Origin of the sequence: Acinetobacter sp. 22301 (assembly GCF_052045285.1) — a bacterium.
Taxonomy (GTDB): Bacteria; Pseudomonadota; Gammaproteobacteria; order Pseudomonadales; family Moraxellaceae; genus Acinetobacter; species Acinetobacter pittii.
On the sequence record NZ_JBQEOR010000001.1, the window covers coordinates 397,967 to 411,420 of the forward strand.

The window sequence follows — 13,454 nt, forward strand, 5'->3', positions numbered from 1 at the left end:
ATGGCAAAGACGATTTTAATTACGGGTGCAAGTTCTGGATTGGGCGCGGGTATGGCGCATGAATTTGCAGCAAAAGGTTATAACTTGGCGATTTGTGCACGCCGTTTAGACAGATTAGAAACTTTAAAAACTGAACTTGAAAATCAGTACGGTATTAAAGTAATTGCAAAAAATCTGGACGTCACCAATTACGATCAGGTTTTTGAAGTATTTCGTGCCTTTAAACAAGAATTTGGCTATTTAGACCGAATTATTGTAAATGCGGGAGTAGGCAATGGTCGCCGTATTGGTAAAGGTAATTTTGAAATTAACAGAGCCACGGCCGAAACAAACTTTATTTCTGCTTTAGCACAGTGTGAGGCAGCGATTGAAATTTTTAGAGCGCAAAATGCAGGTCATTTGGTGGTAATGTCGTCTATGAGTGCAATGCGCGGATTACCAAAACATTTATCGACCTATGCGGCAAGTAAAGCTGCAGTTGCTCACTTGGCTGAAGGTATTCGTGCTGAATTATTGGATACTCCAATTAAAGTCTCAACAATTTTCCCAGGCTACATTCGCACGGAAATAAATGAGGGTGCTAAACATCTACCTTTTGAAGTCGATGCTAAAACAGGATGCAAAGCACTTGTCAAAGCTATCGAAAAACAACCAGTGAAAGCTTATGTACCACAGTGGCCGTGGTTACCAATGAGTATTGCTATGAAGGTTTTGCCTTTAAGATTAGTTAATAAATTAGGATAAAAAATACCCCCTAAATTTTAGGGGGATTTCTTAGTTAAAACTTTTTGGTGTAATTGACGAATAAACGGTCTTCGCCAAAGTCATTGCCGTGTTTTACGTTGTAATCAATCCGAATGTATTGCAGAGCCACGCCTTTTAAGAAGGGTTGCTGAAATGCATAGTTTAGAATAACGTTTGACTCGGTTTCATGGTTCTTTTCACCATTTGCTGCTTTAAAGTCATGTCCGTAAACATATTTCACCATCGCGTTTAGGCCTGGCACATAATCTTTAAAGTCGTAGCCATACATGACATGGTAAGACTTTTCATCTTCTTTAAAGAAACCAGTAGCGTTCCAGTTAATGAAATACGTCTCTGGTAAGAAACCATCTGGTAAGGGATAAGCTGACTCACCTATAATTTGTTGGTAACCCAAACCAAAGGTATGGTTTTTTACTTTAACCGTTTCAAGTAATCCAATGTTCTGCGCATCAATATCAAAGGTATTGCCATCATCTTTTGCATTGAAGTATTTAAACTTAGAGGTCAGAGCAAAACTTGGCTGTTTCCACGTATGTTCAAGTCCTATATAGTGTTTGTTATACAGATCTTCTAAATTACCAAAATAGTATTCGCCCTTCAAAGACGGCGTGAATTGATAACGTAGGTCAATATAATTTAACCCATCAGATTCTTTAGTAATCCCATTTGATGTGAAAGAAAACTTTTTAAAGTCTTCTTCATTACGTGGAGAGACTTTTTCAACCCGACCAATTTCTGCATACAGCTGATCTGAAAGTTGTGACTTTAAGTTGGTTCCCCAATACGAAGTGAGTAACTGACGACTAGCATCCACTGCCGTTACAGGTAAATCTAACCAAAGTTCACCCACACTTAAAAGTGTTTTGTCATAGCCCAGCTTTAAAGTTGCACCATATTTTAAATAATCTGAAGCCTGAGATTGCGTTTCTTTATTAAAAGGTAGAACCGTATCTGCGACGTGTTTGTCTGAACTCAAGCGCACGGCGTATTGGACAGAAGCATCAGCCCCAATCGTGATTGGCTTGTCTGCAATGACTAACCGGGTGTCATGCATTTTCGATTTATAAAATAATGACGCTGCCTGAGACCAACTACCAGTATCTTTTAAGGCATCATTATCAAAATCACGGTTGATATAGGCATTCTTTAGCGTGAACTTCCATTCATCTTCGGACTGCTGATTTGGATTTGCAGCCCATGAGTTGCTGCACATCAATAATAAAGTGGCAACAGCCAAAGTGTGTGGTTTAAAACGGTGAAATAATTCCATAATCCATTTCCCAGATGTATGCCTGTCCTCGGCACTAAATAATTTCTAATATTTCGGTACTCTCTAAGCGTTTAGTTAGAGAGTACATTTTTGCAATTGGTGAGACCTATTAATTTAATTTTTCAAGCTTCATGCTTTCACTAAAGAATTTGCAGCTTTTAAAAAGTAGAATTAAAGCCAGTACACAAGACAAACCACCCACAATAGATAAAGAAGAACCCACCATTAATGGGCTACCAAAAACTTTATCTGTAATAATGGCTACCAGTGTTGTGCCAATACCGAGTCCAATTAAGTTACTCACCAAAAGGAAGAGGGCAGAAAGGCGTGCTCTAAACTGGTTTGGGGCTAACATTTGCAAAGCAGTTGCTGAAATCACTAAAGGGAAAGATGCAAAGAACATTGCAGGAATCAGTAAGCTAACTGAAAGCCAAAGCTGATCTGTTTGAGTAAAGAATGCAATTGGAATAATCAGGCCAACAATACCAATTACACCCGTGAACATCGGGGCATCTTGACGACCTTTTTTAATAAACCAGTCGTTTAACCAACCTGCACAAAATACACCTAATGTATTTGCGACTAACAGAATCGTACCGAGCATATAGCCTGTTTCAGTCGGTGCGAGTTGAAACTTACGAATATAAAATGCAGGTGTCCAGCTAGTCAGGCTGTAGAGTGCCATTGCATAAAAGGTAAAACCTAAATAATGACAAGCAAATGTTTTCGAATGTTTTTTAATAAACTGAAGACATTGTGTGAATTTAACTTGGTCAACTTGTCCATTTTGGTTGAGCTGTTGGCCTTTACGTGCAGGGTCTTTAACGGTCAAAATAAACAGCAAACCAATAATGATGCCGGGTAAACCCACCACTAAAAAGGCAATTTGCCATGCTTTAAGGGCCCCTAATAATGGAACCTCAATGAGTGTCACACCTTTAAGCAGGTTAATCACATAACCGCCAACTAAAAAGGCAATACCACCACCTAAAAAAGCGCCAATTGAATAAATCCCAACAGCACGGCCTAGTTTGTCTTTACTAAACATGTCGCTAAACATTGAATAAGCCGCTGGCGATAAAGCGGCTTCACCGACACCAACCGCCATGCGGCTCAAGAACAGTTGAATAAAGTTTTTACTTAAACCACAAGTTGCCGTTGCTAAGCTCCAAACAATAATCCCGATTGAAATCAATTTTGGTCGTGAAAAACGATCGGCAATATAGGCTAAGGGTAAACCCATAACCGCATAAAACAGTGAGAAAGCAAGGCCATGTAACAGGCTAAATTGGGTATCTGAAAGTTGGAGATCTGCTTTGATGGGTTCAATCATCAGCGCTAGAATTTGGCGATCAATAAATGAAAATATATATGCCAACATACAAAGTATGACCACATACCATGCATAAGCATTGCTTTTCTTTTGTGTCCTTTCAACAGCGATATTACTTTGGTTCATACACTTAATCCTTATGTATAAAACGCTTAAAGAAATTGATATCTAACTTTTATTATTCCTCTAAAGTTTTCGATATTTCCCCCTTTTAGATAAGAATAATAAATAGGCTAGAAATGAGTAATTTGGTCTCGTACAGACCGGAAGAGTGCGTCTAAACCCAATTAGGAGTTAATGGGATTTTTAAGATCATGGAATTATTATTTTCTTTTTATATGTAAAATTCCATTACTTATTAAGTATGTTAGAATACCTAAAAAGTATGTTAAGTAATTATATACAGATAAATTTATGATATAAAAATTTGATTTTATTAATTTTTATTGTTTTAACGAAAGAGCAGCTAAAGAAAAAGAGATTTTTAACTGCTCTAAGAAAGCTAATTTATCATAATGAGAAATATTTAGCTGGATGGCATCAGTTCAAATAATTTCTTTAACTGGGTATTTAAATTGTGTAGCTCGTCTTCTGAAAAAGCATTCAGGATACCTGCCAAGGTGACCACACTAATCTGATTAATCTGTTCAACCAGATCAACACCTTTGGCCGTTAATTTCACCATTGAGATTCGTTCATCAGAAGTAGAAGAGTAGACCTCAACAATTCCATCTTCTACCAAGCGATATACAGCTTTTGTGGCCGTCGTTAACTTTAAAGTAGAAAGATTGGCAATGTCGGTGATACTGGCTTCCCCAAGGGCATTAGTGCTTAAAATAATTTTACGGCGTGTATTATCAATACCTAGCTTTTTTATTGATTTTTCAATCAGTTGTGAATACTTTCCATTCACTTGGGAAACCCAAAAAAAAGGGAAATTTTGAATACTCGACGGTTCTTTATTAGGAAGAAATTGTTCTAAATGATCAAGCATAGCTAAGCAATAACTTAGTGAAAAAAGGGTAATCCTATTATAAACAAAATTTTGCATATTTCCTTGAGAACAAATTATAAAAAATACTTGACAATTCCATTAAATTTTCCGATATTTTAATTAATCAATAAAAATACATGGAAAAGTGAATGAATATTGTTAGCCAAAGCGTGCACAAAGGAAGTGGCAAGCTCAAGGTCATGGTGAAAGACACAATTGATATTCAAGGTCTAAAAACCATTGCTGGCAGTCGAGCTTTATTAAATGTTGAACCTGCTCAAGATGATGCCGAGGTTGTTAAAAACATCTTGAAAGCTGACTGCGAAATTATTGGCAAGACAAATTTGCACGAATTGGCTTTCGGTATTACAGGCATTAACCATGCTTTTGGTACACCTATTAACCCTAAATATCCTGAACTTATTCCAGGTGGCTCTTCGAGTGGTTCGGCTGCGGCAGTTGCTGCTAAACAGGCTGACTTTACTTTAGGCACAGACACTGGCGGCTCTATTCGTATGCCCGCTGCGTGCTGTGGAGTTTTTGGTTTAAAACCGACTTTTGGCCGTGTTAGCAGAAAAGGCGTATATCCGCCGTCAAGTTCTCTGGATTGCGTTGGTCCTTTTGCAAATTCAGTCGAGATGATTGAAAAGGCCATGCAAATTATTGATCCAACTTTCAAGCCTTCTGCATGTACTAGCGCACCAAAACTTGCTGTTTTGGATGTAAGCGCAGATGACGTTGTTTGGAATTGTATTTATCAAGCATTTCAAAAAGCGAATTTAGAGACCGTTTTAAAAAAAGTTGAATACTTTGAAGCGGCTTATGACGCAGGCATGCAGATTATTAATTATGAAAATTGGCAAGCTTTTGGTGAATTAACTCAAACGGGCTTAATTGGTTCTGATGTAAATGGTCGTTTATTAAAAGCTGCCGCAACAACTTTAGAGCAAGTGAAACAAGCAGAAGTTGTGAGAGCACAGTTGACCCAAGAACTCGATGCTTTATTAGAAAAATATGATGCATTGGTTCTACCGACACTTCCGCAAATTCCACCGAAAGTTTCTGAAGCTGAAAACACGGTCGCTTTTTTGAATCTTACAGGTTTAGTTCGACCATTTAATTTATCAGGTCATCCCGTTATTTCAGTGCCACTTGAAACCAGTGAAGGGTTACCCGTGGGCCTACAGATCGTATCGAAGCATCAAAAAGATGAGCAATTATGCGCAATAGCTAAATTTTGTGTTGATGCAATGCAATAAATTACAAGGAGTTAGATGATGAATAAGTTGTCTAAAATGGAGTTTGCTTCTCAAGACAAAGCAGTTGACTTAGACGCTTTGTGTCAAGAAATTCGTGAGCGTGCCTGTACAGGTGAATTTGATAATCAGGCATATGTGAGCCAAGACATTATCGAAAAACTTAAAAAAATTGGTGTTTACCGTGCATTAGTTCCTAAGCGTTTTGGTGGCGAAGAATGGTCTCCACGGCAGTTTTGCGAGTTAATCGAAACTTTATCTAAAGCTGATGGTTCAGTCGGTTGGGTGGCAAGTTTCGGTATGAGCCCTGCGTATTTAGGAAGTTTGCCTGAAGATACACTTAAAGAGTTGTACCAAAACGGCCCGGATGTGGTGTTTGCTGGAGGTATTTTTCCGCCACAGCCTGCCGAAATTACCGATGAAGGTGTCGTAGTTCGTGGACGTTGGAAATTCTCAAGCGGCTGCATGGGAGCTGACATTGTTGGCGTGGGGATTTCACCGCTTAAAAATAATGAAATGCAGGGCTTACCTCGCATGGCAGTGATGCCTGCGAAAAAAGCCAAAATCGAAATGACTTGGGATACCGTTGGCCTAAAAGGTACGGGAAGCCATGATTTGGTGGTCGAAGATGTATTGGTCGAAAAGAAATGGACCTTTGTTCGGGGTGAACCTTCAAAACTAAGCGAGCCTTTTTTTAAATATCCGTCCCTGTCTTTAGCGACTCAAGTATTAACCGTGGTGGGTATTGGAGTTGCAGCTGCGGCATTAGAAGAATTTGAAAAATTAGCACCGGGTAAAGCATCCATTACAGGCGGTTCAGAAATTGCCAACCGACCAGTGACTCAATATGAGTTTGCTCAGGCAGATGCAGAATTTCAGGCTGCAAAGTCTTGGTTTTATCAAACCATGGATATTGTTTGGAATGAAATTATTGCTGGTCGTGAAGCAACTGCTGAACAAATTAGCGATATGCGTCTGGCATGTACCCATGCAGCGCGAGTTTGCGCCAAAGTGACCCGAAAAATGCAAATGCTCGCAGGCATGACAGCAATTTATACCAACAATCCATTTAGCCGTTTTGTGAATGACACCAACGTGGTGACTCAGCATGCCTTTATGGGTGATGCAACTTTACAAAATGCAGGCTCAATCAGTTTCGGGTTAAAACCAACCCCAGGTTATTTATAAGTTTAATTTTTAAAAGGATATTGAGATGGAAGCTAAAAAATCATTACGTGTTTTGTTCTGCATGGGTATTAACCAAAACTTTTTTGATGCAGAACCTGCTGAAGCAAAAGCAGTTTGGGCAGCGTTTGGTGAAATGTGGAATGGCATTCATGACTTACCGGGTGTTCATGTTTTTGGAAATCTTGATGATGACCAAAGTATGGTTGGCCCAAGTGCTGGCTGGCCTTGGACAACATACTTGCTTGCAGATGTTCCGGATATTGAAACAGTACACGCGGCTTGTAACTTGTTTAGAACGACTGTGGTGGGTGAAGGGCCATACAAACTTTGGAAATATTGCAAAGTTGAAGCTCGTGTTGGGCGTGAATTGATTATTCAACGTTAAGGCGACCGCAATGACTGACAAAGTGGATATTGCAAAAATCATAGAGCGACTAGAACAGTTAGAAGCGCACAATGCGATTCGTAACTGCCTGAATCGCTATATGGAAATCTGCGATGAGCTTAATGCAAATACAGACCTTGATGAGCTAATGAATCTTTTTGATCAGGACTGTATTTGGGAAGGTATTGGCGAGAAATATGCCAAATCTTTTGGCCGTTATGATTCTTGGCAGTCGATTTACGACATGTTTAAAAGCTATACCCAAAAAGAATCTCACTTTGTTATGAATGCACACTTTGTAAATTCAGAACAAATTTATGTAAATCAAAATGATGCAAATGCTTCTTGGCTCATGTTGCAAACTTCAACCTTTCAAGATGGCCGTAGTCATCTGAATACAGCAAAGCTCAATGTGAAGTTTCAAAAGCAAGCAGATGGAACATGGAAAATTAAACATTTCCAAACACAGAATATTTTCAGTCGTCCGGTATCGCATTGGCACAGTGAAGCTGAATTGCCTGTACCTTCCCAGGAATGACCCAGGACATATTTAAAAGGACTATTGATATGAACAGTATTATCCCAACGCATAACATTGGCATTGATTACGATGCTTTGGTTCAAAGTGACCGTGCCCATACTTCTCTTTATAAAGATGAACGCATTTTTGATGAAGAGATGGAAAAAATCTTTTATAGCACTTGGGTGTGGGTTGCGCATGCCAGCGAAATTCCGGAAGGCGGAAGCTATAAAACCATTAATATCGGTAAACAGCCTGTGGTTGTGGTACGTGACCGTAAAAAGAAAGTCCATGTACTTTTAAACCGTTGTCGTCACCGTGCAGCAACCGTATGTGAACATAAAAAAGGAAAAACCAATAGTTTTGTATGCCCGTACCACGGTTGGAGTTATGCACTTGACGGTAGTTTACGTGGTGTGCCATCTCCGGAAAGCTACGGCGATTGTTTAGATAAGTCAGAATTACCGTTGGTGAGTCTACGGGTAGAAGAATATAACGGCATGATCTTCGCTTCATTTAAAGAAGACATTCAACCGCTTGAAGAGTTCCTTGGACCAGCAAAAAAATGGATTGACCTGTTTATGAAACAAGGTGCGGGTTATCCAATTAAAGTGTTGGGTGAACACCGTTTCCGTTTTCCGGGTAACTGGAAAATCCAGCTTGAAAATACCACCGATGCATATCACTTCCCGTTGGTACATAAGTCATTCTTAAGTTCTGTCGATGAAAAAACAGAAGAACTCTTTAACTTCGAAAACCAACCGGGCTTTGTTGAAGACTTAGGTAATGGTCACAGTGTTATGGTGATGATTCCTGAACTGGTTGATCTAGACGAAGAGCTTATGGAGCGACCAATTCAAGAGCGTTTCGAAGACTTGGCTCAAGCTTTGCGTGACGAAGGCCATGAAGAGTTAGAAGTACGCCGTATTGTTCGTGCAGTCGGTGGTTCTGGCTTTAACTTAAATTTATTCCCGAATATTGCATGCTCGATGGCGTTCTTTCGTGTGTTACAGCCAATTTCAGTTGCTGAAACAGAAATTCATCACTCGGTAATTACGATGGATGGTGGCCCACAAATTGCCAACCAATATCGCTTACGTTTGCATGAACATTTCCAAGGTCCATTTGGTTTTGGTACGCCAGATGACTCAGAAGCTTGGGAGCGCGTACAACACGGTGCCAATGCTGGTAATGATTTATGGATCATGTTGAACCGCGGTTTGCCGGGCGAAGTCAAAACTGAAGATGGCTTAAAAAGTGATGTCAGTGCTGAAACTGGTATGCGTGCAGCATATCAGCAGTGGAAAAAGATGATGACGGCTTAAGGAGAGAGCAATGAATATGAATCTGCAATTATTAAATGAAGTCACTGCTTTCATCTGGGCTGAAGCAGATATGTTAGACCACAGCGAATATCGTGAATGGCTCAATTTATGGAATGAAAAGGGTGTTTATATCATTCCGATTGACCCGAACCTCACAGACTACGAAAACAACTTAAATTATGCCTATGACGATAATCATATGCGTACTTTACGTGTACAGCGTCTTGAAAATGGTGAGGCAATTTCTACGGCACCAAAGGCGAATACGGTACGCAGTATTTCGCGAGTACGAGTCATTCAAGACCAAGATGATGAAATCGTTTTACGCTGTGCTCAAAACTTACGTGAATTCCGTAAAGAAAACCTCAAGCATTACACCGCAGATATTACTTACCATTTGACTCGTGATGCCGATACTGGTTTTAAGATTAACCGTAAAATCATTAACTTGGTTAACTCAACCGATACCTTAGCTGGTATTAGCTACATTCTTTAGGAGCGGTAACATGAAACAGGTTGTTTTAGTGACAGGTGCTGCTTCTGGACTCGGTAATGTGATTGCTGAATATTTTGCGAGCCAAGGCCATCAAGTGATTTTGTCGGCAAGTACGCTTGAAAAAGCCGAGAATGCCAAGGCACAAAGTCAATATGCACAAAATATGTTTCCCTTGAAATTAGATATTTCAGTTGAGGCAGATTTTCATGCAGCGGTGCAATGGATTGAAGAGAAATTTTCTAAACTTGATGTGTTGATTAACAATGCCACCGTCACCAAAGCAACGCCAGTATTAGAAATTACCGCAACCGATTTTGATTGGGTGACCCAAGTCAACCAGCGCGGCACCTTTCAAGCTTGCCAAATTATTGGCCAATTTATGGCTAAAAAAGGCTATGGACGCATCATTAATATGGCGTCGTTAGCAGGACAAAACGGTGGTACTGCAACAGGTGCACACTACGCGGCAACCAAAGGTGCGATTGTGACGTTAACCAAAATTTTTGCCAAAGAGTTTGCGGCAAAAGGGGTAACGGTCAATGCAGTTGCACCGGGACCGATGGAATCACCAATCGTTCATAGCGTGGTGCCAGACGAAAAAATGGAACAGTTCATCCAGAATATTCCGGTTAAATCCTTAGGAAGTATGCACTTTATTGCTGAAACTTGTGGGTTGCTTGCGAGTCCAAATGCGGGGTTTGTGACTGGTGCAACATGGGATATTAACGGTGGTTTATTCATGCGCTAAGTCACGAGCTTACGTATGAAAAGGGAGTTAAATCATGACTACACTTTATGATGTTGTCGTTAAAAATCGCCATGTGGAAGGTGGAAATATTGCAGTCATGGAATTTGAATCTGCAACTTCTGCAACATTGCCAAAAGTTGAAGCGGGTGCGCATATTGATGTGCACTTACCGAATGGCATGGTACGCCAATATTCACTTTGCCAAAATCCAAATGACGAAGGAAAGTTTCGCCTTGGAATTTTACGTGACCCTGAATCACGTGGCGGCTCGATTTCTGCATTTGATGAAATTAAAGATGGCATGCAAATTCAGGTCAGTGAGCCAAAAAATTTATTTCCACTTTTAAAAGCCAAACACAGTGTCTTGATTGGCGGTGGAATCGGGATTACGCCATTAATCACGATGGCATACCAACTTGCACATGAAGGCGAATCATTTGAGCTTCACTACTGCGGCGCTAGCCCAGAAAACTGTGCTTTTGTTGATGAAATTAAAAATGGTGAGTTAGCACAATACACAACTTTTCATTTTAAAACGGAAGGTGCAAGCCATAGAGAATTTTTTGAATCTGCCGTCAAAGATATTGACCTTGAGAGCCATATTTACACCTGTGGTCCAGTCGGTTTCATGGACTGGGTGATTAACCTTGCCACGACTCACGATTTTCCTGAGCAGCAAATCCACAAAGAATATTTCCAAGTTGAAACTGATACTTCTGGAGATTCATTTGAGGTAGTGGCTGAGCGTAGTGGAAAAATCATTATGGTTGAAGCTGGCGAAACCATTCTGCAGGCTTTAGCTAAAGAAGGCATCGACATTGAAATGTCTTGCGAGCAAGGCGTATGCGGAACCTGTATGTGCGATGTGATTGAAGGTGAGCCTGATCATCGAGATGTTTATTTTACTGATGAAGAAAAAGCCAGCAATGAACAAATATTGGTGTGCTGTTCACGCTCTAAAACACCAAGACTAGTTTTAGATATCTAATGCTCTCGCGATTTATATGGATGTATGAGAAGGTTTAGGAGAAGATGATGAATGTATTACAACAAATAGATGATTTTACGGTCGATCCACTACAGTTCCGACGAGCATTAGGAAATTTTGCAACAGGCGTTACCATTGTTACTGCACAAAATGCACAAGGCGAGAAAGTCGGTGTAACCGCAAATAGTTTTAACTCGGTGTCACTTGATCCACCACTTATTTTGTGGAGCATTGATAAAAAATCTTCGAGTTTTTCAGTATTTGAAGAAGCGACACATTTTGCTGTCAATATCTTATCGGGCACACAAATTGAGCTGTCTAATAAGTTTTCGAGACGTAATATCGATAAATTTGCAGACACGAACTTTCAACTTGGTGCTGGACGCGCACCCATTTTAGAAAATTGTTCTGCTGTGTTTGAGTGCGAACGTCACCAAATTATAGAAGGCGGTGACCACTGGATTATTGTTGGTAAAGTGGTTCGTTTCCATGACCAAGGCCGAAGCCCGCTGGTTTACCATCAAGGTGCATATTCTTGTGTCATGCCGCATCCAAGCCTTCAAGTTAAGCAAACTGAACAGAGCGGCGTAGACCAAACACATTATGGGCACTTATATAATAATGTCTGCTACTTGATGAGCCGTGCTTTTAAAGCTTATCAAACCGACTATATTCCAAAGCAAATGGCTTCTGGTTTCCGTACCAGTGAATCTCGGCTCTTACTTGTTTTGGCAAGTGGTACTGCTTCAAGTAAGGAAGATTTACCGCGCGATATTGCTATGCCAATGCAAGAAGTTGAAAGGTCGGCTGAAATTCTAAAATTTGAAGGGTTATTGGTTGATCACGATAATTTGTATGCTCTGACTGAAAAAGGCAAACAAACGGCGCAGTATTTGTTTGATATTGCCGATAGCCACCAAAATGAGGTGTTTAAAAAGTATTCTGAGGAACAAAAGAATATTTTTATTACCATGCTGCGAGATTTTGCGGGAGTAGCATAAGCCCCATTAAGCTGATAAATTGAATTGATTTATCAGCTTCTTTACATCTAGCTGACTATCATCAAAACAATTCCACGGATAAGGAATTTTTGGCACACAATTTGTTTATCAATAAAACATGATTGCAAATATGCCAAGACAGTGCACCACCACAAGCGCAAAATCTTGAGCGGTGGCACATGTATAGAGAGGTAAGGGATGAACCAATATGTAAGTGATGCATTACTCACATGGACGCACCATATTAAAAGTGTGTGCGGCAATTTTGAAACCGATTTTGATGGAACCCGTAATTTATTCATTGGTGAGGTTCAGTGCTTTTTATTGGGTGACACCGAAATAGCTTTTATCAAAAACAATGCAAATAAAATTGTCCGAAAAGCCGATGAAATTGATCGAGTAAATAATCGTTTTTGTTTTTTGATTTTACAGTATTCGGGAAAAATGCTGCTCGAGTATAAGAATGAAACCTTAAGCCTAAATGAAGGCGATATTGTGTTGGTCGACCCAGTTGAAACCATTTCGATGTATCCGCAAGGCTTAGTCAGCCAGATTTCAGTGCACCTGTCGCGTGAAAAATTACTTAAAGAAAATATTAGTACTGAATATTTTGGAAAACTGATTACGCAAAATATGAGTGGTTTTTTACTCAAGAATATTTTGAAAAATATGTCTGCTGAAAACATCAAACTTTGGTATGCAACCGAAGATGGTAACGCTTTTGAAGATGCATTGATTGCTTTAATCAAACCCACAATCAATTATAAAAATATTAATAGTTCAAATAACCTGATGGAAAAAGCCGAGCGCTATATTATAGAGAACTTAGCAAAACCAGATTTAACCCCTAAATTAATTGCAGAGCATATTGGGGTATCTCTACGTCATCTCTACCGTCTATTTCTTCAAGAAAATCTATCTATTAACAAATATATACAGCTCAAACGCCTAGAAAAAGTCAAAGCGGATTTGCTTGATAAAAAGAACAAACAAAGCTCGATTACCCAAATTGCCTTGAAGTGGGGGTTCTGGGACGGTGCTCATTTTTCAAAGATCTTTAAAAAGACCTATGGTATCTCTCCTAAAGAGTTTAGAGAGGGTATGACAGTTTAAATATTTCTTCTTTGAATGTCATTTTTAGACAAATACGACGTCATTCTTGAACAAGCTAGCCCTATGTAACTG

Annotated in this window: 14 protein-coding genes; 11 read left to right on the forward strand and 3 right to left on the reverse strand. The window is 39.7% G+C overall.

The features are described 5' to 3' along the window. Positions 1-744, forward strand: coding sequence for an SDR family oxidoreductase (locus tag ACTJJH_RS01895; protein WP_057086172.1), 744 nt, complete (start codon positions 1-3; stop codon positions 742-744). Between the two features lie 34 nt (positions 745-778). Here the strand turns inward: ACTJJH_RS01895 and ACTJJH_RS01900 are convergent, their stop codons facing one another. From ACTJJH_RS01900 to ACTJJH_RS01910, 3 genes are all read right to left on the reverse strand, one after another. After that, positions 779-2,035, reverse strand: coding sequence for an OprD family outer membrane porin (locus tag ACTJJH_RS01900; RefSeq protein ID WP_440600624.1), 1,257 nt, complete (start codon positions 2,033-2,035; stop codon positions 779-781). Positions 2,036-2,144: 109 nt separating this feature from the next. Then, positions 2,145-3,494 (reverse strand): spinster family MFS transporter, encoded by a 1,350-nt coding sequence (locus ACTJJH_RS01905; protein ID WP_440600625.1) that lies wholly within the window; start codon positions 3,492-3,494, stop codon positions 2,145-2,147. A gap of 400 nt (positions 3,495-3,894) precedes the next feature. After that, complete coding sequence (locus ACTJJH_RS01910; protein WP_320124049.1) at positions 3,895-4,362, reverse strand: MarR family winged helix-turn-helix transcriptional regulator; 468 nt, start codon at positions 4,360-4,362, stop codon at positions 3,895-3,897. A gap of 149 nt (positions 4,363-4,511) precedes the next feature. On the opposite strand from ACTJJH_RS01910, the gene ACTJJH_RS01915 reads away from it, so the two are divergent. From ACTJJH_RS01915 to feaR, 10 genes are all read left to right on the forward strand, one after another. Further along, positions 4,512-5,621 (forward strand): amidase, encoded by a 1,110-nt coding sequence (locus ACTJJH_RS01915; protein ID WP_440600626.1) that lies wholly within the window; start codon positions 4,512-4,514, stop codon positions 5,619-5,621. 36 nt (positions 5,622-5,657) lie between these two features. Continuing rightward, entirely contained in the window at positions 5,658-6,806 is a 1,149-nt protein-coding gene (locus tag ACTJJH_RS01920) for an acyl-CoA dehydrogenase family protein (RefSeq protein WP_419369914.1), read from the forward strand. Positions 6,807-6,831: 25 nt separating this feature from the next. Next, positions 6,832-7,191, forward strand: coding sequence for a hypothetical protein (locus ACTJJH_RS01925; RefSeq protein WP_000387554.1), 360 nt, complete (start codon positions 6,832-6,834; stop codon positions 7,189-7,191). Positions 7,192-7,201: 10 nt separating this feature from the next. Then, positions 7,202-7,729 (forward strand): nuclear transport factor 2 family protein, encoded by a 528-nt coding sequence (locus tag ACTJJH_RS01930; RefSeq protein WP_199112681.1) that lies wholly within the window; start codon positions 7,202-7,204, stop codon positions 7,727-7,729. Positions 7,730-7,758: 29 nt separating this feature from the next. Next, positions 7,759-9,036, forward strand: coding sequence for an aromatic ring-hydroxylating oxygenase subunit alpha (locus ACTJJH_RS01935; protein ID WP_005069110.1), 1,278 nt, complete (start codon positions 7,759-7,761; stop codon positions 9,034-9,036). A gap of 10 nt (positions 9,037-9,046) precedes the next feature. Beyond that, positions 9,047-9,532 (forward strand): aromatic-ring-hydroxylating dioxygenase subunit beta, encoded by a 486-nt coding sequence (locus tag ACTJJH_RS01940; protein ID WP_001056940.1) that lies wholly within the window; start codon positions 9,047-9,049, stop codon positions 9,530-9,532. A 10-nt stretch (positions 9,533-9,542) separates the two neighbouring features. Next, positions 9,543-10,280, forward strand: coding sequence for an SDR family NAD(P)-dependent oxidoreductase (locus ACTJJH_RS01945; protein WP_104074458.1), 738 nt, complete (start codon positions 9,543-9,545; stop codon positions 10,278-10,280). 34 nt (positions 10,281-10,314) lie between these two features. Beyond that, on the forward strand, positions 10,315-11,268 hold the full coding sequence (locus tag ACTJJH_RS01950; protein WP_440600627.1) for a PDR/VanB family oxidoreductase: 954 nt from the start codon (positions 10,315-10,317) through the stop codon (positions 11,266-11,268). Between the two features lie 44 nt (positions 11,269-11,312). Then, entirely contained in the window at positions 11,313-12,269 is a 957-nt protein-coding gene (locus tag ACTJJH_RS01955) for a p-hydroxyphenylacetate 3-hydroxylase reductase component (protein ID WP_440600628.1), read from the forward strand. Between the two features lie 198 nt (positions 12,270-12,467). Then, on the forward strand, positions 12,468-13,382 hold the full coding sequence (feaR, locus tag ACTJJH_RS01960; RefSeq protein WP_106465619.1) for a transcriptional regulator FeaR: 915 nt from the start codon (positions 12,468-12,470) through the stop codon (positions 13,380-13,382). Positions 13,383-13,454: the final 72 nt, after the last annotated feature.